Origin of the sequence: Martelella sp. HB161492, from assembly GCF_013184775.1 — a bacterium.
Classification (GTDB): Bacteria; Pseudomonadota; Alphaproteobacteria; order Rhizobiales; family Rhizobiaceae; genus Martelella.
Genome location: NZ_JAATVV010000003.1, coordinates 286480 through 310189, shown reverse-complemented (window position 1 = coordinate 310189; position 23710 = coordinate 286480). Strand labels below are relative to the sequence as shown.

General features: G+C 60.7%; 22 protein-coding genes. 16 read left to right on the top strand and 6 right to left on the bottom strand.

Translation table 11 applies throughout. The features are described from left to right. Positions 1–38: 38 nt before the first annotated feature. The gene (locus HCK86_RS07175) at positions 39–863 is read right to left on the bottom strand and encodes a DeoR/GlpR family DNA-binding transcription regulator (RefSeq protein WP_246739490.1); all 825 of its coding nucleotides are present in this window, start codon (positions 861–863) and stop codon (positions 39–41) included. A 233-nt stretch (positions 864–1096) separates the two neighbouring features. Between HCK86_RS07175 and HCK86_RS07170 the strand changes: the two genes are divergently transcribed. Beyond that, positions 1097–1876 (top strand): SDR family NAD(P)-dependent oxidoreductase, encoded by a 780-nt coding sequence (locus HCK86_RS07170; RefSeq protein ID WP_176083874.1) that lies wholly within the window; start codon positions 1097–1099, stop codon positions 1874–1876. Between the two features lie 51 nt (positions 1877–1927). Further along, complete coding sequence (locus HCK86_RS07165) at positions 1928–3097, top strand: ABC transporter ATP-binding protein (protein WP_176083767.1); 1170 nt, start codon at positions 1928–1930, stop codon at positions 3095–3097. 53 nt (positions 3098–3150) lie between these two features. Here the strand turns inward: HCK86_RS07165 and HCK86_RS07160 are convergent, their stop codons facing one another. The 3 genes from HCK86_RS07160 to HCK86_RS07150 all read right to left on the bottom strand — a co-directional run bounded on the left by HCK86_RS07160 (position 3151) and on the right by HCK86_RS07150 (position 6266). Further along, complete coding sequence (locus tag HCK86_RS07160) at positions 3151–3969, bottom strand: carbohydrate ABC transporter permease (protein WP_176083766.1); 819 nt, start codon at positions 3967–3969, stop codon at positions 3151–3153. Next, entirely contained in the window at positions 3966–4859 is an 894-nt protein-coding gene (locus HCK86_RS07155) for a sugar ABC transporter permease (RefSeq protein ID WP_176083873.1), read from the bottom strand. The genes HCK86_RS07160 and HCK86_RS07155 overlap by 4 nt, the downstream gene beginning before the upstream one ends. Before the next feature lie 141 nt (positions 4860–5000). Next, a complete protein-coding gene (locus HCK86_RS07150; RefSeq protein WP_176083765.1) occupies positions 5001–6266 on the bottom strand; it encodes a sugar ABC transporter substrate-binding protein in 1266 nt (421 codons plus the stop codon). A 240-nt stretch (positions 6267–6506) separates the two neighbouring features. On the opposite strand from HCK86_RS07150, the gene HCK86_RS07145 reads away from it, so the two are divergent. From HCK86_RS07145 to HCK86_RS07130, 4 genes are read left to right on the top strand one after another with little or no spacing between them, the layout of a single operon-like run. Next, on the top strand, positions 6507–7928 hold the full coding sequence (locus tag HCK86_RS07145) for an NAD(P)/FAD-dependent oxidoreductase (RefSeq protein WP_176083764.1): 1422 nt from the start codon (positions 6507–6509) through the stop codon (positions 7926–7928). Between the two features lie 17 nt (positions 7929–7945). Then, entirely contained in the window at positions 7946–8977 is a 1032-nt protein-coding gene (locus HCK86_RS07140; protein WP_176083763.1) for a questin oxidase family protein, read from the top strand. A 40-nt stretch (positions 8978–9017) separates the two neighbouring features. Beyond that, on the top strand, positions 9018–10184 hold the full coding sequence (locus HCK86_RS07135) for an amidohydrolase (protein WP_348641047.1): 1167 nt from the start codon (positions 9018–9020) through the stop codon (positions 10182–10184). A 13-nt stretch (positions 10185–10197) separates the two neighbouring features. Beyond that, positions 10198–11436 carry an amidohydrolase family protein gene (locus HCK86_RS07130; RefSeq protein WP_176083762.1) on the top strand — a complete coding sequence of 413 codons (1239 nt, stop codon included), beginning with the start codon at positions 10198–10200 and terminating at the stop codon, positions 11434–11436. A 73-nt stretch (positions 11437–11509) separates the two neighbouring features. Here HCK86_RS07130 and HCK86_RS07125 read toward each other — a convergent pair whose 3' ends face one another. Next, on the bottom strand, positions 11510–11680 hold the full coding sequence (locus tag HCK86_RS07125) for a hypothetical protein (protein WP_176083761.1): 171 nt from the start codon (positions 11678–11680) through the stop codon (positions 11510–11512). On the opposite strand from HCK86_RS07125, the gene HCK86_RS07120 reads away from it, so the two are divergent. From HCK86_RS07120 to HCK86_RS07105, 4 genes are read left to right on the top strand one after another with little or no spacing between them, the layout of a single operon-like run. Continuing rightward, positions 11672–12745, top strand: coding sequence for an ABC transporter substrate-binding protein (locus HCK86_RS07120; protein ID WP_176083760.1), 1074 nt, complete (start codon positions 11672–11674; stop codon positions 12743–12745). The genes HCK86_RS07125 and HCK86_RS07120 overlap by 9 nt on opposite strands. Further along, positions 12742–13779 (top strand): zinc-binding dehydrogenase, encoded by a 1038-nt coding sequence (locus tag HCK86_RS07115; RefSeq protein ID WP_176083759.1) that lies wholly within the window; start codon positions 12742–12744, stop codon positions 13777–13779. The genes HCK86_RS07120 and HCK86_RS07115 overlap by 4 nt, the downstream gene beginning before the upstream one ends. Continuing rightward, a complete protein-coding gene (locus HCK86_RS07110; RefSeq protein WP_176083758.1) occupies positions 13764–14603 on the top strand; it encodes an ABC transporter ATP-binding protein in 840 nt (279 codons plus the stop codon). The genes HCK86_RS07115 and HCK86_RS07110 overlap by 16 nt, the downstream gene beginning before the upstream one ends. Beyond that, positions 14600–15340 (top strand): ABC transporter permease, encoded by a 741-nt coding sequence (locus tag HCK86_RS07105; RefSeq protein WP_176083757.1) that lies wholly within the window; start codon positions 14600–14602, stop codon positions 15338–15340. The genes HCK86_RS07110 and HCK86_RS07105 overlap by 4 nt, the downstream gene beginning before the upstream one ends. Positions 15341–15449: 109 nt before the next feature. Here the strand turns inward: HCK86_RS07105 and HCK86_RS07100 are convergent, their stop codons facing one another. Continuing rightward, positions 15450–16100 (bottom strand): pyridoxamine 5'-phosphate oxidase family protein, encoded by a 651-nt coding sequence (locus HCK86_RS07100; protein WP_176083756.1) that lies wholly within the window; start codon positions 16098–16100, stop codon positions 15450–15452. A gap of 189 nt (positions 16101–16289) precedes the next feature. Between HCK86_RS07100 and HCK86_RS07095 the strand changes: the two genes are divergently transcribed. From HCK86_RS07095 to HCK86_RS07070, 6 genes are all read left to right on the top strand, one after another. Further along, complete coding sequence (locus HCK86_RS07095; protein ID WP_176083755.1) at positions 16290–17288, top strand: LysR family transcriptional regulator; 999 nt, start codon at positions 16290–16292, stop codon at positions 17286–17288. Positions 17289–17471: 183 nt separating this feature from the next. Beyond that, entirely contained in the window at positions 17472–18287 is an 816-nt protein-coding gene (locus tag HCK86_RS07090) for a creatininase family protein (protein ID WP_176083754.1), read from the top strand. A gap of 4 nt (positions 18288–18291) precedes the next feature. Continuing rightward, complete coding sequence (locus HCK86_RS07085; RefSeq protein WP_176083753.1) at positions 18292–19914, top strand: CocE/NonD family hydrolase; 1623 nt, start codon at positions 18292–18294, stop codon at positions 19912–19914. Then, on the top strand, positions 19904–20929 hold the full coding sequence (locus tag HCK86_RS07080; protein ID WP_176083752.1) for an ABC transporter ATP-binding protein: 1026 nt from the start codon (positions 19904–19906) through the stop codon (positions 20927–20929). Before HCK86_RS07085 ends, HCK86_RS07080 begins: the two co-directional genes overlap by 11 nt. 26 nt (positions 20930–20955) lie before the next feature. Beyond that, on the top strand, positions 20956–22008 hold the full coding sequence (locus HCK86_RS07075) for an extracellular solute-binding protein (RefSeq protein WP_176083751.1): 1053 nt from the start codon (positions 20956–20958) through the stop codon (positions 22006–22008). Further along, positions 22005–23693, top strand: coding sequence for an ABC transporter permease subunit (locus HCK86_RS07070; protein ID WP_176083750.1), 1689 nt, complete (start codon positions 22005–22007; stop codon positions 23691–23693). The genes HCK86_RS07075 and HCK86_RS07070 overlap by 4 nt, the downstream gene beginning before the upstream one ends. Positions 23694–23710 lie beyond the last annotated feature (17 nt).

Below are 23710 nucleotides of genomic sequence, written 5' to 3'. Positions count from 1 at the left end.
AAAAACTCCGTCATAAAACACGAAAATGGACCGGGTCGTCACGAGGCGGCTCGCTTGCCCGCATTGGCAACGATGATCTCGATGCCGGACTTGTCGAGCGCCTGCGCCAGCGCGCCGGAGGGGCGAACATCGGTGATCAGCGTATCGAAGCTGGCAAGGTCCGACACGTGGACAAGCGACATGCAGTTGAATTTCGAAGCATCGCACAGCACCACCTTGCGGGTGGAACGGGCGAGATAGACACGCTTCATCTCCGCATCATCGAAGGAATAGTCGTAAATCCCATCAGCGGTGAGGCCGGAAATGCCAATAAAGGCGATATCGAACCAAAGCTCGGAAAATTCCGCGACAGCGGCAGGCCCCGTGATCGACATTTCATCGCCACGCATCCGCCCGCCGGGCAGATAGACCTCGCCAAGACCATCGCCGAGGAAGAAGGCGTTGCGCACCGAACTGGTGAAAATCTTGGCATGCTGGCGATCCGTCAGCATGCGCGCCAGCGTCAGCGCCGTGGAGCCGACATCAAGGGCAATCGTGCGGTGGGCGCTGGCAAGACGCGCCGCCTCAGCGGCAATCGCCTGCTTGGCCAGCGCATTCTTGGCCGTGCGCATCTGGAAGGCCGGCTCGCCGAGGAACGGCTGCGGCGCCACGCCCGGCTCGCTGCCATTGTCCGAGCGGACGGCGCCACCGTGGGTGCGGGCAAGCTTGCCCTCTTTTTCCAGTTCCGCCAGATCACGCCGGATGGTCATTTCGGAAACGCCGAGCTGCAGCGCCACATCGGAAACAGAAAGTGCGCCAACCTGCGCCAGCACTTCGAGAATGCGCGCATGCCGCACATGCGCCAAAACCTTGGTCTTTTCCATGTTCGTTTGTGCGCTTACCGGTCCGGACGCCATGCGTTCCCTCGCCTAACATTCGGCGCATGCCCGGCCCACACCGTAAATGCGCGATTTCAAAAGCCCTGTCCAAAGCCAGGGCAGCCACCTTGCTCCTTTCTGCTTAAACGCGTGATCGAACAAAATCAAACATTATTTTCTCTTGTTGTGTATGTTTTTGTTGATATATGATCGAACAAAACAAACTGGGGAACAACATGATGAACCATCCGACCTTTCCCGAGCTGAAAGGCAAAAAAGCGATCGTCACCGGCGGCGCATCCGGCATTGGTCGTGCGCTGGTTGAAGCGATTGCACGCCAGGGCGTTACAGTCGCCATCTGCGACATCAATCTGGACGCCGCCGAAAAGACTGCGGCAGATGTCGGCGGCTTCGCCTTCGCCATTGATGTGCGCGACCGCGCCTCGGTGGAGCAGGCCTTTCAGGCTGCGGCAGAAAAGCTTGGCGGGCTGGACATCCTTTTCGCCAATGCCGGCGTATCGACCATGAACCCGGCGCTCGATCTGACGGACGAGGAGTGGGATTTCAACTTCGACGTCAACACCCGCGGCATTTTCCTCACCAACCAGATTGCCGCCCGCCGCTTCAAGGCCCAGGGCTCCGGCGTGATCGTCAACACCGCATCGCTTGCCGCCAAGGTCGGCGCACCGCTTCTGGCGCATTATTCTGCCAGCAAGTTCGCGGTGCTCGGCTGGACCCAGGCGCTGGCCCGCGAGCTTGCCGGTGACGGCATCCGCGTCAACGCAGTCTGCCCCGGCTTCGTCAAGACCTCGATGCAGGATCGCGAGGTTCAGTGGGAGGCGAAACTGCGCGGCATGACGCCTGACGAGGTGATCGCGGACTATATTTCGCAGACGCCGCTCGGACGGATCGAAACACCGGAAGATGTCGCCAAGGTCGCCGTTTTCCTCGCCTCCGACAGTGCCGGCTTCATGACCGGCCAGGGCGTCAACGTCACCGGCGGCGTCTACATGACCTGATACGGCAGCCGCCGCCTGACGCGCTTATTCAGAACACACGGGAACCAGACCATGGCAGCCATTCGCTTCAACAAGATCGGCAAGCGTTATCCGGATGGTTTTGCCGCCATCGACAATCTCAACCTCGATATCGAGGACGGGGAATTCCTGGTACTCGTCGGGCCATCCGGCTGCGGCAAATCCACGGCGCTGCGCATGATTGCCGGCCTTGAGGACATTACCGATGGCGAGCTGATCATCGATGGCGTGGTCGCCAATAATCTCAGCCCCCGCGACCGCGACATCGCCATGGTGTTCCAGTCCTATGCGCTCTATCCGCATCTCAGCGTCGAGGAAAATATCGGCTTCGGCCTGCGCGTGCGTGGTGCCGAGAAGACCGCACTTGCCGAAAAGGTTCGCCAGACGGCAGAGCTGCTGGAGCTTTCAGATCACCTGAAGCGCAAGCCCGGACAGCTTTCCGGCGGCCAGCGCCAGCGCGTCGCCATGGGGCGCGCCCTGGTGCGCAATCCCAAGGCCTTCCTGATGGATGAGCCGCTCTCCAATCTTGATGCGCGGCTGCGCGGTCAGATGCGCACCGAGATCGCCCGGCTGCAGAAGATGAGCGGCATCACCACCGTCTACGTGACCCATGACCAGGTCGAGGCGATGACCATGGGCGACCGCGTTGCCGTGATGCGCCACGGCGTGTTGCAGCAGCTCGATACACCGCGCGCGCTTTATGACACACCCGCCAATCTCTTCGTCGCCGGCTTCATCGGTGCGCCCTCGATGAATTTCATGAGCGCCGAGCTGATCGAGGCGGGGCACGATGTGATCGCCAAGGTCGGTCCCTTCGATTTCGTCTTCGATGTCGCCGATGTCGACGCCCGCCCCGGTCTCGCACGCGGGCTTGACCGCAAGGTCGTGCTCGGGCTCCGCCCGGAAATCTTCACGCCTGTCGATCACCCGAATGTCTCGGTCAACACCATCACCGGCGAGGTCGTGTTCGTCGAGGATCTGGGCGCCACGCTGCTGGTCCATATCGATATCGGCACCGCCGACGACAATCTGAAAGCGATCTCCGACGATGATGCCGAAGACGGTGCCATCTCTGCCCCGCGGCTGCGCGTCGTGCTTGATGGCCAGATCAAGGTGAAGGCGGGCGAGATCATCAATCTTTCCGTCGAGGCCGGCCGCATCCATGTCTTCGACGCCGCCACGGAAGACGCGATCCGGGACTGACCTCGGTCGCTGTCTCGTGAAGGGCGCGGCGGCCAGCGTCACCGCCCCGCGCTTCAGTGAATGCCCTTGGTCAGCCCCTGCACGAAATAGCGGTTGAGGAACAGCACCACGATGACAATCGGGATGGTGGAGAAATGGGCGAGCGCTCCAAGCGTGCCCCAGGTGATATCCTTTGTGCCATAGGCCGACAGCAGCGCCACCGAGAGCGGCTTGGTATCGAGCTTGGTCAGGAACATCGGATAGAGGAAATCATTCCAGGAAAACATCAGGCAGAGCAGCACACAGGCAATGATGCCGGCCCTGACGGCAGGCAGAGCGACCTTGAAAAAGGCACCAAGCTGACGGCAGCCATCCGTCAGCGCCGCTTCTTCCAGCTCCTTCGGCAGACCGCGGAAATAGGAGAACATCATCCAGGTGACAAAGGCGGCATTGAGCATGGAGTTGATCAGGATGACCGCCATCCAGGTGCCCAGCAGGCCGACATCACGCATCATCATGTAAAACGGGATCAGCGCCGCCACCGACGGGATCATCCGGATCGCCATCAGGAAATAGGCCGTTGCCATGGCAAAGCGGCTTTTCGATCGCGCCAGCGCATAGCCGGCCGGAACGCCGAGCAGCAGCGACAGGATCACCGAACCAGCGGCAATGATGACGCTCGATTTCAGCAAATTCCAGACATCGAACAGGCGGAAGACGGTTCTGAACTGATCCAGCGTCGGCGAGAAGGTGAAGCGCGGTGGAATGGAGAAAATGTCGCCGGAAGGCTTGTAGGCCGTTGTTGCCAGCCACAGGAAGGGCAGCAGAAAGAAGGCGAGCATGGCAACCAGAAAGAGCTTGCGGGCAATATCGAGATAGGCGGTACGGTTCATCGTCCGTTGGCCCTCCGGTCGGCATAGCGGATTGTGACGGAAAAGACGGTGGCAATCACGGCGATGATGAGAAGCGTCAGATTGGCGATCGCCGAGGCATAGCCGATATTGAAGAATTCCAGCCCCTGCTTCACCGCATGCAGCATCAGCGTATTGGTCGCATTTCCCGGCCCGCCACCGGTGGTGACGTAGACACTGTCAAACACACGGAAAGCATCGACGGTTCTCAGGATCAGCGCCAGCAGCACTGCGGGAAGCATCAGCGGCAGCACGATGATGCGCAGCTTCTGCAGACCCGTCGCGCCGTCAACGGAGGCAGCCTCGAGAATATCGCCGGGCAGCGCCTTCAAACCGGCAAGAAGGATCAGCGTCACAAGCGGCGTCCACTCCCAGACATCAACGAAAATCAGCGTCGCCAGTGCCATGCGGGTATCGGCAAACAGGCCGCGCGGATCCGTCAGCCCCCATTGTGCCAGATAATAGCCGATCATGCCGTAATCGGAGGCCAAAAGCCCCTTGAAGATCAGCCCGACCACCAGCGGCGTTATCGTCACCGGCACGAGGATCAGCGCCAGCACGATGCGGTTGAAGCGATCATCTTTCCACAGCGCCAGCGCCAGAATGAAGCCGAGCACCAGCTCGAAAAACACGGCACCGACCGTAAACAGCGCCGTATTGATCAGCGCCTGCCGCGACGTCCTGTCGGTGAGGATTTCGACGTAATTTTCCAGCCCGACGAATTTCGTCCGCTTCGGGCGGATGAGGTTATAGTCATAAAGCGAGTAGAAGATGCCCTGTGCCAGCGGCCATACGCCGACGACAAGCACATAGATGATGACCGGCAGGGCCATGGCGATAAGGAACAGCCGGCGGCGGGTGGCAAAGGCCATGCCTTTCGGCACGATCAGCGTCTCGGCAGTTTCATAGACAGCTGCGCTCACGGTATACTTCCGGTCATTTCAAAAGCGGGATCAGCATGCCCGGCGGCGATGACGGCCACCGGGCAATTTCACAATATCACGGCGTGCCGGTCAGAACAGATCTTCGGCTTCCTTTTGCGCGGCATCCAGCGCTTCCTTCGGATCGGCATTGCCGACCAGAACATCATTCACAGCCGTGCCGAGAATGTCCTGGATCTGCGGATATTCAGGGATACGCGGGCGATAGTTGTAGTCGCCCTTCTCAAAGGTTTCGGCAACAACCGGCAGGAAGGGGAATTTCGCCAGCAGATCCGGGTCGCTCATCTCGCTCTTGCGCAGGAAGCTTCCGGCGCCCATGAGATTGAACTCCTTGTGGATCGCAGGGCTCGTCAGCCATTTGATGAAGGTCCAGGCCGCTTCCTGCTGCTCGGGCGAAATGTCAGCATTGATCGCCATGCCCCATCCGCCGATACCATAGGCGGGCGGTACATTTTCACCATGCGGCGCAACGGTGATGGCAACGTCATCGACGATCTTTGACATGTCGGGATTGTAATAGCCGGGCGCACCGACAGACCAGGTCTGCATCTGAGCGGCAACGCCCTGACGGAAGCTTTCCTCACGGCCGCCCCAGTCATAATTGGCGGCGCCGGGCGGTGCAGCAGTCTTGAACAGATCGGCATAGACCGTCAGACTCTGAACATTGGCTTCGGAATTGAGCGCCGGCTTGCCGTCGGGGCCCATGATCGAGCCGCCCATTTCGGTATTATACTGCATCCAGTCCTGCGCGACCGCCGGGCCCTTCTGGCCATTGGCAACGAAGCCGTAAACGCCCTTTTCCGGATCGGTGAGCGTCTTGGCGTCGGCGACAAACTCTTCCATCGTCGTTGGCGCCGTCAGGCCTGCCGCATCGAACATGGTCTTGTTATAGGCCAGCACATTGGCATAGCCGGCGAACGGAAAGGCAACCTGCTTGCCGTCAAAATTGCCAAGTCCCATCATCAGATTGGGATAGATGTCATCGACATCGATCTCGGCGGCATCGCGCTTGATCAGATCGGTCAGATCGACAGAATAGCCGTTCTCGGCATATTCGCCGGCCCAGACGATATCCATGGTGACGAGATCATAACCCGCGGTATCGCCGATATAGTCGGCCGTGGTCTTGGTCAGAAGCGAGCCATAGTCGAGAATATCGACATTCAGCTTGGCCCCGGTTTCCTCTTCGAATTTCGGCGCCAGATCCGCAATCACTGCGGCGAACTGGTCATTTTGAGACGCGAGCGTCAAGGTCACGCCATCAAGCGGCTTGTCCTGAGCAAGGGCGGTGGAACCGAGCAAGAGCGCGGTCAGTGCTGCTGCGGATGCAAGTTTCATACTATTCCCCTTTTTGTGACCTTCAGACGCCCGACCTGGCGACTTGATCGAAAACACTATACATCAAACAAAAACGCACTCAAGCGCACTTGACAAAATTTCAATCGCGGTAAAAAATCACAAAATAGAACATTATCGCCCAAAATTAAGACAGAAGCCGCCTTTTCTGCCTTAGCTTTAATCAATTTCCCGATCGGACCAAAGAATGCGCATGTTTTCAAAGCCAGAGGATTTTCAGCCATGAGCGAAGATCTGAAGACACGGCTTGCCGCGCTGAAGGCACGCGCTGCTTATGAGATCGACTGTATCGAGGGCATGGCGCCGGTCTGGCTGGAAAAACCGGAAGCAGACAATAGCTACAATGTCGTCATTGTCGGTGCGGGCCTCAACGGTCTTTCCGCAGCCTTCGCACTGAAGCGGCGCGGCATCCGCGGCGTGGTCGTCATCGACCAGGCCGTCAAGGGGCGTGAGGGGCCGTGGATCACCTCTGCCCGGATGAAGACACTGCGCTCGCCGAAGACGCTGGCGGGCCCCGATTTCGGCATTCCAAGCCTGTCGCCGCGGGCCTGGTATGAAACCGTCCATGGCGCTGACAGCTTTGCCGGGATCGAGAAGATCGCCCGGCCCGACTGGATGGACTACATGCTGTGGTTCCGCGACGCGATCGACGTCGACATCCATAACGAGACCCGGCTTGAAGCGCTGGCGGAAAGTGACAACGGCGTGCGCCTCTCACTGTCAGGCAACACGGCGCTTCCCGCCGAAATCACCTGCCGCCATCTGATCCTCGCCAATGGCACGGATGGCTGCGGCGGCCCACTTATCCCCGCCGACATTGCAGCTCTGCCGCGACAGTTCTGGACCCACAGCGCTGAAGAGGCTGATGACAGCCACCTTGCGGACAAGGATGTCATCGTACTCGGCTCGGCGACATCAAGTTTCGACTGGGCGGTCAGGGCGCTCGAAGAAGGTGCGAAAAGCGTGACGATGGTCGCCCGCGCCGATGGTTTGTCGCGCACCGAAGCACTGGCCTGGACCAATTTCCCCGGCTATCTCGGCCATTATGCATCGCTGTCGGACGACGAAAAATGGCGGTTCTCCAAAAGTTTCTTTGCCCTGAAAGTGCCGCCGACCCAAGATCAGTATGACCGCGCCTGCGCCTATCCGCAGTTCCGGATGGAATTTGCCAGCGGCATAAGGTCCATCGCCATCGAAGGCGAACGACTGGCCGTCACGACAGCCCGGGGCAAGCGCATGGCCGATCACATCTTGCTCGGCACCGGCTATGCGATAGACTTCACGCTGCGCCCGGAGCTTGCCGTCCTTGAAGGCCGGTTTCAGCGCTGGGAAGATCGGTTCACGCCGGAAGTCATCGAGGAGGCCCCCGCAATCGGTGCCTTCCCCTATCTTGGCCATGGTTTCGAACTGACCCCGAGAAGCGATGCGGACCAATGGGTGCGCCGCATCCATATGTTCAACGGCGGCGCAGTGCCCAGTCTGGGGCCGGTCAGCAATGGCATCACCGGCGTGAAATACGGAATTGCGCGCATTGCCGATGGCATGACGCAGACGCTGTTTCTGGAGGAAAGCGGCCGGCTGCATGATGCCTTTTCGAACTACAGCGAGCTGCATTTCGATCCGCGCGGCAAAATTTCCGCCTGAAGCGGGAGGAGACTGACATGACCATGCCCCTATCGCTCGACACCGTGCTGCGCAAGGCCCAGACGGGAAGCGTCGAGTTTCCCTATCTGCTCGCCAATCATGTGCCGATGGTGCTGATCGCTCTTGACCGGCTCGGCGCAACGCCCGAGCGCCTCGACGAATGGTACGAGACCTATCGCGAGGGCCATCAGGTGCCATCAATCCCGGCGCCGGTCGCCGCCATCGACCCCTATAACTGGACCGATGCGCTGGGCGAGCGGACACGAGAGGCCGATTTTCGCGGCTTTTTCGTGGGCGAGGTTCAGCGGCTCGGTATTGACCGGGCAATCCGCAACTACCTGCCGGTGATGACGCAGGGCCTTGCCGCAAGCGCCACCCATCCGCTGATGCGGCTTGCCTATGGCGTCCTCAAGAATGATGCCCGCGAGGTCGGCCACGCACTCGGCTACTGGGCGACGACCTTTCTGCCCCTGCCCGCTCCCGGCCGCTTTGCCGGTGACACCGAAGATCCGGCCGCCGTGCTGGCCGCGATCACGGACATTCCGGGCATTCACGAATACGAGACCGAAACAGACCTGCTCTGGCATAATATTCGCGCGGTTGCCGCCCTTGAAGGCTTCGCGCCGGTGATCGACCGGCTGATCTTCCGTCCCGACACCGTGCGGCAAATGACTTCAGTCTCGCTTGCCGCTTTTGCTGCGACGCTCGATTTCTCGGCGCTGCACGCCGTTACCGGCATGCACTGGATGCGGCTGGTGACCTGGCATGTCAATGAAAGCGACAGGGAACCGCTCTATCGCGCTTTCTGGCAGGTGATTGCGTCGCTGATGCCGAAAATCGGCTTTCCGACGCTGCCTGATGCCGAAGCGATTGAGGCGATGCGCAGCCTGCCCTGCCCGGACTGGCCGGAAATCCGCACCGCAGCGATCGCATCCTATGACGAGCATGATATAAGCCTCACATTCTCCGCGCAGGAGGAGCAGAAGGCCTGGGGCGGCGACCGGCTCTACCGTGTCGCTGCCGCCAAACGGCTGAAGTTGATCGACTGACAGAAACATCAAGGGGGAAGGCGTGGCCACCGATCTCGTCATCGAAAACATCATCGGCTGCAATGGCGCGCCAACCACCATCGCCGTTACCGGCGGCAAGATCAGCGCAATCGGCGCGGATGCCCGCAACGCCGGGCCGACAGAAATTGTCGATGGAGCCGGGCGCTTGCTGCTGCCCGGCCTTGTCGATGGCCACATCCATCTCGACAAGACGCTGATCGGCCTGCCTTTCATCCCGCATATTCCCGGCGATACGGTGGCCAAACGCATTGCCGCAGAACGCGAATTGCGTCGTACGGTCTCGCTCCCCGTCACCGCGCGCGGCGCAGCGCTGATCGCGCAGATCGCGGCAATGGGAACCGTTGCCGTCAGAAGCCATGTCGACATCGACACCGAAGCGAAACTTTCCGGCCTTGAGGCTGTGCTGTCGCTGAAACAGAGCCATGGCCACCTCATCGACATTCAGACGGTTGCCTTTCCGCAATCCGGCATCATCCGCGATCCCGGCACCGCCGAACTTCTCGACGCCGCGATCGAAGCGGGTGCCGATCTCGTCGGCGGCCTCGATCCGGCGGGCATCGACAATGATATTTCCGGCCATCTCGACGTCATTTTTGCGATTGCCGGGAAGCATGGCGTCGGCATCGACCTGCACCTGCATGATGGCGGCGCGCTCGGTGCTTTCGAGCTCAGACAGATCGCCGAGCGCACCATTGCACTTGGCCTGGAAGGAAAGGTCGCCGTCAGCCACGCCTTTTGCCTCGGAGAGTTGTCCGACAGCGATTTCGCCCGCACCGCCGCCTTGCTGGCGAAAGCAAACATCGCCATCATGACCAATGGCCCCGGCCCGGTGCCGATGCCGCCAGTCAAGCGCCTGCAGGCGGAAGGCGTGCGCATTTTCGCAGGCTCCGACAATATCCGTGATGCCTGGTCCCCCTTCGGCAATGGTGACCTCATCGAGCGCGCCGGGATCATCTGCGACCGGCAGGATTTCCGCGCTGATGCGGATCTGGCGCTGGCCTTCAGCCTCGTCACCGCGGCCTCCGGTGCCGTGCTTGGCCGCGGCGCGCCCCTGACCATTGGCGCAGCTGCGGACTTTCTGCTTGTCCGGGCAGGTTCGCTCGCCGAAGCCGTTGCGGGACGCGACCGCGACCGTATCGTCTACAAGGCCGGGCGGAAGATTGCTGAAGCAGGCCAGCTGGTCTGAGCGGAGCGTGAAGATGTCAGATATCGATTTCGTCATTCGCAATGCTCGCCTTGCCGGCCGGAAGGACCTGACCGACATTGGCTTTTCCGGCGCAAACATCGCAGCCGTCGCCAGCAATTTCCGTTGCGATGCGCCGGAACTGGATGCGAAGGGCCGGCTTGCCACGCCCGGCCTTACCGAAACCCATATCCATCTCGACAAGGCCGGGATCATGTCCCGCTGCACCCTGTGCGAAGGGACATTGGCAGAGGCCGTGCGCGAAACCGCCAGGGCCAAGGCCGCCTTCACCGCAGAAGACGTCTATGCCCGCGCCGCCCGCGTGGTTGAGCAGGCAATCGCCCATGGCACCAACCGGATGCGGACTTTCGTCGAGATTGATCCGCGGGCCGGGTTCCGTTCCTTCGAAGCCATCAAAGCGCTGAAGCGTGACTATGCGCCGCTGATCGAGATCATCATCTGCGCCTTTGCGCAGGAGGGGCTCACCAACGATCCCGGCACCGAGGAAATGCTGGCAACGGCGCTTGCCGACGGCGCAGATCAGGTCGGCGGCTGCCCCTATACCGATCCCGATCCGGCCACCCACATTGCAAAAATCTTCGATCTTGGCGAGCGCTTCGGCGTGCCGGTCGATTTCCATGTCGATTTCGACCTTGACCCGCAGGGCTCCAACGTTCCGGCGATTATCGCCGAGACGGTCAAGCGCGGCTATCAAGGCCGCGTCTCGATCGGGCATGTCACCAAGCTCTCCGCCCTGCCGCCCGCCGCATTCGCCGAAAAGATCCGCGCCCTGTCGGAGGCTGGAATCGGCCTGACGGTTCTGCCGGCAACGGATCTGTTCCTCAATGGCCGCAATGCCGATCACCTGGTTCCGCGCGGATTGACCCCGGCGCATCTGATGGTCGCCGCCGGCGGCAATGCGACGCTCTCGACCAATAATGTGATGAACCCGTTCACGCCCTTCGGTGATGTGTCGCTGATGCGCATGGCCAATCTCTATGCCAATATTGCCCAGATCGGAACGCCAGCCGATCTTGATGTCGTCTACGCCATGGTGACGGAGCAAGCGGCGAAAATGCTCGGCCTTGAGCAACGGCAGATCGCCCCCGGACAACCGGCGACAGTGGTGCTATTCGATGCCGAGACCCCGGCAGAAGCGGTCGCCACCATTGCTCCCGCCACCCATGGCTTCATGGCAGGACGCCCGAGCTTCGACCGTCCGACGCCGCGTATTTTCCGGCCAAACCGCGACTGAATCCGTAAAGCCGCCGCCCGACTTGACTGGCAGTGCGGAAATTGTCGCAACCTTTTTGTGACTTTGTGTTTTTTTACGTTCTAAATCGTTCGAAAATGTTGTGCATTTCTTCGGGCGTGATAATCTTCAAATCAGGCGCAAGGATCAGGCTTTCCGGCACAAAACGACCGACCGGCCTTTGCGCTTTTCCCGTCGCTTCAGCGATGCGGACAGTTAAAAAACCGGAGAACAGCACATGCATCATCCTCTTTTTTCGCGCCGCTCGGCTGGCCTCAGCGCTCTGGCGCTGATCCTTGCGGCGGGCACGGTTGCGCCTGCCCATGCCGAAACCGCGATCAGCGCGGACCGCTGCGAGGCCAACAAGGCGGCGGGCAAGATCACCTTCCTCACCTCTTTCGCCTATGCGGCAACGCTTGGCATTCTCGACGTCGTCGCCGCCAAGGAACGCGGCCTGTTTGACGATCTGTGTCTCGACGTCGCCATCGAACCCGGCTCGACCAACAGTCAGCTGGTCAGCGCCAATACCGCACAGATTGCCGGCGTCGGCTCCGCCTCCGATGTGATGGTGGCGATCGACAATGGTGCCGATATTGTCGGCGTCGCCACCTATGGCAATGTCGGCGCGATCGAGCTTCTGACCATGGCCGACAGCGGCATTGAGGAACTGAAGGATTTCGAGGGCAAGACCGTCGGCTATAAGGGCGCGATCGCCCCGCAGTTTTCGGCCATGATGCTCGATAACGGCGTCGATATGGGCAAGATCAACTGGGTGTCCGTCGGTTACGATCCGACCATCCTGCCCAATGGCAATGTCCAGGGTCTCGGCGCCTACAAGTCAAACGAGCCGAAGGTTCTGGAGGCCAAGGGCAACTCGGTGAAGGAATGGGACCCGGATGCTTACGGCGTGCACTCGACCTTCAACGCCATGATCGCCAACAAGCAATGGGCAGCAAAGAACCCGACCGCGATCGAGGATTTCCTGCGGGCCGAATTCAAGGCCTTCGACTGGATCAATGAAAGCGACGCCAATCTTGACGAGGCGCTGTCTTACGCCGAAAAGCTTTCGACCTCCGGCTATGACGTCAAGCAGAGCAAGGTCCGCTGGCAGACAGAGCTGGCACTGATGCAGGGCAGCCTGCCGGAAGGCATGATGCCGGGCCAGCAATCCGATGCCCAGTGGCAGCCCGAAGCCGACATGCTGGTGCGCTTCAACCTCGTCAAGGCGGCGCCGGATATCGAGACAGCCCAGGACAACACCTATATCGACGCCATCTATGCCGATGGCGCGCTGGTCTGGCCAGCACCATGAAGGCATGGGTTCAGACCGCCTTTGGCGGCGCCGAGGTCCGGGAGCTGAAAGAGGTCTCCCGGCCTCAGCCAAAGGCTGACGAAGTGATCATCAAGGTGGCGGCGGTCGCGCTCAACCGCCTTGATATTCTCCAGCGCAAGGCCCCCGTTATCGCCACCTTCCGCCTGCCGCATATCGCCGGCATGGATTTTGCCGGAACGGTTGTCGAGGCCGGCTCGGCGCTCGGTGCCTCGCTGGTCGGCACGGATGTCGTTGCCGATCCTGTCGTTACCTGCCACGCCTGCGATTATTGCCGCGCCAACATGCCGGAATATTGCGTGGAGCTGAGAACCTGTGGCTCAAGCCGCGATGGCGGCCTGGCTGAATTTGTTGCCGTGCCGGTGGAGAACTGTATTCCGGTTGAAGGTTCGGTTCTGCCGCTTGCCGAACTGGCGGCGGTTCCCGTCGCCTCGGTCACGGCATGGCACGGCCTGCTCGGCGCAGGCAAGCTTGAAGCCGGCGAGATCATCGTCATTCCCGGTGCCAATTCCGGCCTCGGCAGCGCCGGCATCCAGATCGCCAAGATGCGGGGCGCGACCGTCATCACGCTGGTCTCCGATCCTTCGAAGATTGCGATGGCCAAGTCCCTCGGCGCCGATCTGGTGATCGACCGCAAGTCCGAAAACTGGGTCGAGACGGCCCGGGCCTTTACCGGCGGCAGGGGCGTGGACATCGTCTGGGATCATGTCGGCGGCCCCTTTCTGCAGGAGGCAATCAATGCCTGTCGCATCGGCGGGCGGGTCGTCATGTCAGGCACCACGGCCGGCAATGATTCGACGATCTGCAACACCAGCATCTTCCATTGGGGCAAGTCACTGATCGGCCATGGCGGCTATTCCAGACAGGAAATGGCCGACACCGTTGCCGCCTATAGCCGTGGTGATCTGAAACTGGTCATCGACAGCAAATGGGCTTTCGAAGACTATCCCAAAGCCGAAGCGCGACTGGAATCGGGCGCATTTTTCGGAAAGGTCCTCATATGCCTGACCCCATGAGCGCGGGCAGAAAAGGCCCGCGCGACGCGGCTTTCGGTTCGATCTGCGTTGAAAAGGTTGAAAAGATCTATGAGAGCGATCGCGGCACGGTGCGTGCACTCTCCGACATTGATCTTTCGATCGAACGCGGCCGCTTCGTTACGCTGTTCGGCCCGTCCGGCTGCGGCAAATCCACGCTTCTGCGTGTGATTGCAGGCCTTGAGGAGCAGACGGCGGGAACGGTTTCGCTGTTCGGCCAGACACCGGCCGAAGCATCGCGCGACAAGAACATTGCCTGGATCCCGCAATCCAACGCCCTGCTGCCATGGCTGACGATCCGCGACAACGTGCTGCTGTCGCAGAAGATCAACCGCGAGGCAGAGCGGCGTGGCAAGTCGCTGCGCATCCCGGAAGATCCCGACCAGGTGCTGGACGAGCTGAAACTCGGCGACTTCAAGACCGCCCGCCCGTCCGAGCTTTCGGGCGGCATGCGCCAGCGCGCCGCGATTGCCCGCGGCTTCGTTCAGGGAGCGCCGCTGATGCTGATGGACGAGCCTTTCTCGGCGCTCGACGAACTGACCCGCGATGCGCTGCGGCTGCGGCTTCTGACCGTCTGGGAACGGCATCGCAAGACGGTGGTTTTTGTCACCCATTCGGCCTTTGAAGCGGTTCTCCTGTCCGATCAGGTGGTGGTGATGACACCACGGCCGGGCCGTATTCATTCCGTCATTGATATCGACCTGCCGCGCCCGCGCACATTCGAGGTGACCGAAACGCGGGAATTCGAACAGCTGGTCCGCGCCGTCAAACACACACTGCGCGATGGCTGGGAGGCAGACGAATGAAGCCGAAAAACCTGGCGATCACCATCATTGCCCCCTTGATCGTTTTCGTCATCCTGGGGCTTTGCTGGCAATGGGTGGCGCTTAATCTGAAAAGCATCCTGCCGCCGCTCGGCGATGTGGCAAACGAGTTTCTGAGCCGCCCGGATTTCTATTTCACCAATCTCTGGGTCACCATCTATGCCGCGCTGGTCGGCTTTGCGATCGGCTGCGCGGTGGCGATTTTCCTCGCCATCCTGATCGTGCATTTTGCCTTCCTGCGCGCCGCCATCCTGCCCGTGGCGCTGATGCTCAATGTGACACCGATCGTGGCGATTTCGCCGGCGCTCATCGTCGCCTTCGGCTTCAATGCCATCCCACACATCATCGTTGCTGGTCTCGGAGCCTTTTTCCCGATGATGATCAATGCCATCACCGGCCTGCGTTCCGTTGACGATCAGGCGCTGGAAGTGTTCCGCTCGATGTCGGCCAGCCGCACGGATATCTTTCTGCGCCTGCGTCTGCCGACCAGCCTGCCGCATCTTTTCTCCGGTGCAAGGCTCTCGATCACCGCCGCCATGGTCGGCTCGATCGTCTCGGAATTCATGGGAACCTCGAAGGGCATCGGCGCCACCATCGTCATGGCAACCACCTATCTCAACCTGTCACAGATGTGGGTGGCGATCTTCGTCTCGGTCATCACATCGCTGGTGCTGATCTTCCTCGTCGGCCTGGCCGAACGGCTGACCATCCGCTGGTGACAATCAAGCGTATAGAGATACGGGTGCGCTTCACATGATAAAAAGACGGACGGCGGGTTTCATCGGAAACCCGCCGTCGCAATTTTCCGGTTGCCGCATCACGCCGCCGTTACGACTGAACCGCGCCATGGCTCCAGCCAGCCGCGCCGCGGGCATAATGGACCCGCCGGTTCAACGCTTCGGGATGACCTTCCCAGAAGGTGACGGCATCCGGCACAAGCCGATACCAGCGCCAGTAATCCGGCCGCGGGATGATGTCGGCTGATGCCACGAGATCGCCATGCGCCTTCAGCTGCGCGGCCTCATCCTCAAGCGGCAATCCATGGAAGGAAACGGTCCGCGCCGCCTGCACCGGGCGACTGTCCTCGGCAAAACGCCGGTCATTTTCCGCATCCGTCGCAATCACGATTTTGCCGGTGATATTGACCGACTGCGCTGTCTCCCGCCAGTAAAGCGATACGGCCGCACGTCCCGTCTCCAGCATCTCAACGCCCTTTCGGCTGCCGAAATTGGTGGTGAACAGCAGCGCATCATCCTCAACGGCGAGCAATTGCACCGTACGTGAGGACGGAATGCCCGAGGCACTGGCCGTCGCCAGCGTCACATACATCGGCTCGACAGCCTCGATCGACAGGATGTGATGCACCCAGTCCTGCAGCAGCAGACACGGATTTCCCGGCGCAGAGGCCGCATCAAGCGGCGCAGCGCCGCTCGCAAGGGCAGGAAAGGAATTGGTGGTCGCAGGCGTCAGGCGGGACATGAAAACTCCTTGGCAATGGCACGATCACAACTGAACGATCATAAATTAACAATATCATTCAAAATAAAACAATATAAAACGTATTCAAACGTGGCAAAACGCCTATCCGCCGATTACGAAACTGGAATGGAAATTGCTTACGTTAAGATCGGGAGACTGTTTCGCGCGAGCGAGAAGAAGAACTGCGCCATGTTTACCGACCAAAACGCATCGATTGACGCCAAATTTCTGCACACGGTCTACCTGCTTCTGACCGAACAGAATGTCTCGCGCGTCGCCGCCATTCTCGGCCAGAGCCAGCCATCGGTCAGCGCCACACTGAAACGGGCGCGCATGGCCTTTTCGGACCAGCTCCTGGTCAGAAGCGGCCAGGCCATGACCATCACCCAGCGCGGGGAAACCATCCGCCAGTCCTTGCGCCACATTCTCGACGAGCTGTCGGCTACGCTTGCGCCCGACAGCGCCTTCGACCCGGCAACCGCAACCTTTACCATGCGGGTTTCGGCGATGAGCTGTTTCGGCGGCTTCCTGATCCCGCCAATCGCCGAGCGCCTGCGCGGCGAGGCACCGATGGCCTCGATCGACTTCTTCGCCCCGGCCGAAAGCGACGACCTGACCGAGCAGCTCGCCTCAGGCAAGACCGACCTGCTGATCGCCAACTGGCCCTCACCGCATCCGGCACTGAAATATTCAACCATCTTCGACTGCGAAACAGCCTGCATTGTCAACGAGAAGCACCGTTTTGCCGAGCGCGACGAGATCACCATGGAGGATTATCTCTCCGTCACCCATCTTTCGCTCGGCTCCGTGGTGCGCCCCGCCTTCTCACCGATCGGCGGACGGCTGAAACAGCTGGGTGCCAAGCGCCGCGTCGCGCTTTCCGTGCCCGAATATGCGCTGGTGCCGCCGGTGATTGCCCGCACGGACCTGATCTTCACCACGGCCCGCCCCTATGCCGATTTCGTTGCCGCGCGCTATCCCGATTACGGGCTGAAGGTTGTGCGGGCGCCGCGGGCGCTGGGCAATATGCGGCTCTATCTGCTCTGGCACGAGCGGGCCCATCAGTCACCGGCCAATCGCTGGGTCCGGGCACTGATCCGCGATGTTTCGCGCCGCTACAGCGACGAGCTTGCCGACAATCCGAACGATGCCGGACTGGCGGAACTGGCGGCCGCGACGGCATTATAAGCGCCAGCCTATACCCCCTATAACCATGAGCGGAATTGCCGAATGTCAATTCCAGTGATCATAATGCAGGCATAAATTCTATTTGCACAAATTTTGATCCGGTCGCCTGCGCGACGCCCCGGACGGGACCACTCGTCTGTGCGACAACGCGCGCGCCTGAGACACGATGAAAGGACATTTGAGATGCCGCAGAAATCGCACTGGTGGTGGGACCATTCGACGAAAGACTTTTCCGAGATGGACATGTCAGAATTTGTCGCCATTCTGCCGGTCGCCGCCGTTGAGCAGCATGGCCCGCATCTCCCCGTCCGCGTCGATTCGGCCATCAATGCCGGCATCATTGCCCGCGCCGTCGAGATCATGCCTGATGACTTGAAGGTTCTGGTTCTGCCGATGCAGGCGGTCGGCAAGTCGGTCGAGCACCTGGAATATCCCGGCACGCTGACGCTGTCCTATGAAACGCTAGCCCGGCTCTGGTTCGAGATTGGCGAGAGCGTGGCGCGTGCAGGCTGCAAGAAGATCATTTTCGCCAACTCCCATGGCGGCCAGCCGCAGGTGATGGAAATCGTCTGCCGTGAACTCAGGATCAAATGCGGCATGTTCGCCGTCTCGTCCTGGGTTTCGGCCGGTGCCAGCCAGTCCGATCTCTACAGCGAGCACGAGCTGAAGCACGGCATCCATGGCGGCGAATCCGAAACCTCGACCATGCTGCATCTGCATCCCGATCTCGTCGACATGCAATATGCCGATGACTTCCAGCCCATGTCGGTTCAGATGGAAAACGACAATCAGGTTCTGACCGCCGAGGGCCGGATCGGCTTTGGCTGGCAGACCCAGGATCTGCATCCCTCCGGCGCCTGCGGCAATGCCGCAGCGGCCGATGCCGAACGCGGCGCAACCCATGTCCAGCGCTCGGCTGAAAGCCTGGTCGCCCTTTGCCAAGAAGTGCTCGCCTTCCCGATGGAACGTCTGACCCAGAAAACCATGTTCAAGGGCTGAACCATTGCTCGACAAACCACGCCCCACACCGATTGAACCCGAAACGGCAAGCCTGACGCTTTCCGATGGTGTGCGGCTGGTTGCCGATATCTATCGCCCGGTCGAGCCGGGCGATTACCCGGTGCTCTTGATGCGCCAGCCCTATGGCCGCAAGATCGCCTCCACAGTCACGCTCGCCCATCCCGCCTGGTACGCCGCCCATGGCTATATCGTCGTGGTGCAGGATGTGCGCGGCATGGGCGGCTCACAAGGCGATTTCGACTGCCTGCGCCAGGAAGTCCGCGATGGCGCGGAAGCCGTGGCATGGGCGCGCGACATCAAAGGCAGCAATGGCAGAATTGGCCTTTACGGCTTTTCCTATCAGGCGGTGACGCAATATCTGGCGCTTGCCGGTGGCGCACGTGTTGATGCCATGGCGCCGGCCATGGCCTCCTTCTCGCCGGAACACGACTGGGCCTATGAGGGCGGCGCGCTGCGCTTTGGCGGCATGACCTTCTGGGCACGGCAGATGGCGCTGCTGAAGGCGGCCCATAAGGGTGATCGCGCAAGCTGGGACATGCTTGCGGCCCTGACCGACCCGGCCGCAATCTACCGCGCCCTGCTTGCCCGCCCCGATCTGTCGCATCTGGCACTCTGGGCCGAAAACAGCGCGGACTACTGGGACAAGGCCTCCCCGGCCCGTCTGCTGAAGGATATCGATCTGGCGATTCCCGTGCTGCATACCGGTGGGTTTGCCGATTTCATGCTGACCGGCACGCTCGCCGCTGACGCCGCCTTTCGCAAGGCATCCGCCGCAACCACGCATCTGATCATCGGTCCCTGGTCGCATATTCCGTGGAATGCCAGCGCCGGTGAAGCCCACCTGCCCGCAGAAGCGGCGCGGTCGATCGACCGCGACCAGATCGCCTTCTTCGATTTCTATCTCAAAGGCATCGGCATGGCGCCCCCGGCCTTGAGCCTTTACGATATGGGAACGAACGCATGGCGCGACTTCGCCGCCATCCCGGCCGGTGAAAAGCGCAGCCTTGACCTTACCTCCGGCGGCCTTGCCGCGACCCATCTTGGCAATGGAAGGCTTGGCGAGGCCGAAAAGGACGACGGCTTCGACCTGATCGTTTCCGATCCCTTCCGCCCGGCACCGCTTGTCGGCGGCCATCTGGGGGATCCGGCCGGCCCCGTCGACCGCGCAGCCCATGATGACAGGTCCGACGTCGCCACCTACACCACCGCCGCTGCGGAAAACCCATTCACCCTTTGCGGGCCACTTTCGGCCGAAATCACCGTGAAGACTGCTCAGCCGGTCTTCGATCTTGTCGCTTCACTCTCGCTTGTTTCCCCCTCGGGAGTTGCCCGTGTGATCACCACAGGCACGACCAGAACCTCTGTTTCCGGCAGACCGGTGCAAATCGACCTGCGTTCGATCTATCAGACCGTTGCGAAAGGGGATTGTCTGCGCCTTTCGCTTCAGATCGCCGCGTGGCCCGCCTTTTCCTATCCCGGCGAAGACCCGGCTGACGCCAACCCGATGGCGCGGCAGCCGGCAACACTTGCCATTCTGCACGGCGGCGCAACAGCCAGCCGGCTTCACTTGCATGTCATGACAGAGGACCACGCAAATGGCGCCTAAGCCCTATCTCACGCTCGACAATGTCTCGGCGATCTATGGCGAGACCACAGCCGTTTCCGGCCTTACGATCGAAGTGCCGAAGGGCGAGCTTCTGTCGCTGCTTGGTCCCTCTGGCTGTGGAAAGACCACCACGCTCAGGATGATCGCCGGTTTTGTCCAGCCCTCCGGTGGCCGCATCTTCATCGATGACAAGGAGATTACCGGCAAACCCGTTCACAAGCGCAATATCGGCGTCGTGTTCCAGTCCTATGCGCTGTTTCCGCATTTGAGCGTCATCGACAATGTCGGCTTCGGGCTCAGAATGCGCAACCTCTCGCGCAAGGAATGGCGCGAGCGCGCCGGCCGCACGCTGGAAACGGTCGGCCTTTCCGCCTTTGCCGATCGCTATCCGGGCCAGCTTTCCGGCGGCCAGCAGCAGCGTGTTGCACTGGCCCGCGCGCTGGTGATCGAGCCGGATGTCCTGCTTCTCGATGAGCCGTTGTCGAACCTTGATGCCAATCTGCGTGCGGACATGCGCAACGAGATCCGCTCCTTGCAGCAGCGCCTCGGCATTACCACCATTTTCGTCACCCATGACCAGGCCGAGGCGCTCTCCATGTCGGACCGCATCGCGGTGATGAGCAAGGGCCTGATGAGCGAGATCGGCACGCCGGTTTCACTCTGCGATGCACCGCAAAGCGCCTTTACCGCCTCCTTCCTCGGCCACCGCACGGTGATTGACGGCAAGGTGGAAAACGGCATCTTCGTCGCACCTGGCCTCACCTGCGCCAATGCGCCTGCCAAGGCGGAAAAGCTCATCCTGCGCGCCTCGCGGCTGAAGATCGGCGAAGGCGACGGACCGCTTGCCGTATCCGGCACGCTCGTCAATGCCGCCTATCTCGGCGAGACCTACGAAGTCGACATCCAATCCGCCTGCGGCTCGATCCGCCTGATCGTTCCGTCGGATACCCCACCGCCAGCCATCGGAAGTCCCTGCAGCATTTCTGCCGAGGCTGGCGGCACCACCTTCATATAAATCAAAAAAACCGGAGAACAGCACAGATGAACATCTCAAGACGCTCAGTCAATAAACTGCTTCTCGGCGGCGCAGCCTCGCTTGCCGCTCCCTATTCCTTCGTCCGCGCTGAGACGCCGGATCCCAAGCCCGGCGATGAACTCGTCGTCGGCATCTGGGGCGGCGAACAGGAAAAAATCGTCAAGGAATTCATCGAGCCAGTGCTTGTCGACAAGTATGGCTGCAAGATTTCCTACGTTCTCGGCGGCACCGTGGAGCGCCGTGCCCGCGCCTATGCTGAACGCGGCCGCCCGAGCTTCGACGTGCTCTACCTCAACATCTATGAAAGCCGCCAGGCCGTGGCCGATGGCGTGACCCAGGCACCGACCGATGCGGTCGAAAATGCCCAGTATCTCTACCCGATCGCCAAGAAGGGCGGCTATGGCGTTGCCATTAACCCCTGCACGATTGTCTACAACACCAAGAAGGCGTCCGCGCCGATCACCTCGTGGAAGGATATGTGGAACCCGGAATGGGCCGGCCGCATCGCCTGGCCGAGCGGCCTTGGCGCCGAAGGCATTTCAGCACTGATGATGTCCAACATCGCCTGGTTCGGCGATCAGACCAAGATGGCACCCGATGGCTTCAACAAGGTCAAGGAACTGAAGCCGTTTGCCGCCATTCAGGGCAGCCAGGCCCAGCTCTTCGACATGTTCGATCAGAACATCGCCGATCTGTCGGTTGAATTCGGCAGCTATTGCGAAAAATACATCGAAGAACGTAATCCCGATTTCGCTCTCGCCAAGCCGACCGAAGGCCAGGCGATTGCCATGAACGTCGCCTGCATCACCGAAGGCACCAAGAACCAGAAGCTCGCCGAAGAGTGGATCAACCTGCATCTGTCCGAACCGGTGATGCAGGCCTATGCCGAGCGCATCTACTACTCGCCGACCGTCAACAATGTCGCCATCGCCGATGATCTGAAGCCGAAGCTGATCATGCCCGATCAGATCGACAGCCTGGTCGACTTCGACTGGGATTACATCAACCAGAACCGCACCAAGTGGCAGGCCATCTACGACCGGGAGATTGCCGGATGAGGAAATGGCTTGGGCCGGCGCTTTCAGCGCCGGTCACCATCTGGCTGGCCTTTGCCTTCGCCGCACCGCTGCTGGCGGTGGTCATGCTGTCGCTGCACGAATATTCCGACCCCTTCGCGCCGCTTCTGCAGGTCCCGTCGCTGCAGCAGTTCATCGACATCGCCTCGGACAGTTTCTACTACAAGGTCGTGTTCGAGACGATCTGGCTCAGCCTGCTGGTGACACTGGTTTCTGCGCTGCTCGGCTATCCCGTTGCGTTCTGGATTGCCCGACTGCCGGTGAAATACCGGGCGCTGGCCTTTTCCATCATTCTCATTCCGCTGCTCACAAATGTCGTGGTGCGTTCGCTCGGCATCATCCTGCTCTTGTCGCCGGATGGGCTGATCAACACCGTGATCGGCTGGTTCGGCATTCCCTCCTTCAACAAGATGCTGTTCAATCAGGGCGCCGTTGTCGTCGCCCTCGTACAGGTCTTCATGCCCTTCATGGTGCTGGCACTTTACGACAATCTGCAGAATACCTCGCCGCGCATTCATGAGGCCGCCGAAAGCCTCGGTGCATCGCCGGCGATGCGGTTTCTGACCGTCGATCTGCCGCTGTCGCTGCCAGGGTTGAAATCCGGCATGATCATCGTCTTCCTGATGGCCTCCACATCCTACGTCTCTGCCGTGATGCTTGGCGGCAAGAAGGTCTGGACCACCGGCATGCTGGTGCTGCAGGAGGCGATGCAGAACCTCAATACCTCGCTGGCCGCAGCGCTGGCGCTGATCATGACCGCCACCGGCCTGATCTTTGCCGTCCTCGCCACGCTGGCGCTCAACCGGATGATGGGCTGGCGCCATGGCGGCAAGAGCCGTCCGCTCGCCATTCCTCGCTTTGTCGAACCGCTTGCCAATATTGCCGGCCCGATCGTTTCCAAACTGCTGTTTGCGGCGGCTGTCGGCCTGCTGCTCCTGCCGCTGTTTCTCGTGGCGGTCCAGAGCTTCAACAATGTCGAACTGGCAACAGCGGCCGGTTTCCGTGGCTTCACATTGCGTTGGTACAAGGAAATTTTCATCAACGGCTACTACACCGATTCATTCCTGATCTCGGTAAAGCTCGCCCTTGTTTCGCTGCTTGTCTCGCTGATCGTGGCAGTTCCGGCCGCCTTTGCGCTGGCACGCTTTCCTTTCAAAGGCCGCTCAGCCCTGCTCGCCTTCTGGCTGCTGCCGCTGTCGCTGCCCCATGTCGCCCTCGGCGTCGGCATGCTGAAGCTGCTCCAGATCTATATCGCCATTCCACCCTTCATCGGCCTGATGGCGATCCATGTTGTCGTTATCCTACCCTTCGCGATCACGCTTCTGACGGCCTCCGTTCTTGGTCTCGACCACAGCCAGGAAGAGGCCGCAGCCTCGCTTGGCGCCAACGGAATGAAGCGGTTCTTCCTGATCATCGTGCCGGGGCTGATGCCGGGCCTGTTCGCCACCTCGATCGTCGGCTTCCTGTTGAGCTTTGATGAAGTGACGGTGACGAGCTTCCTGACCACAGCGCGCATGACAACATTGCCGGTCAGACTCTATGCCGAGGCCTCCTTCGAACTGCGCCCGACAGCCCATGCTCTCTCCACCGTGCTGATCCTGCTGACGGTGATCATGCTGGCGCTGGTTGGCCGCTTCGTCCGCCTCGACAGGCTCTATGCACGCTGAAAAAGAGCCAAAACAAA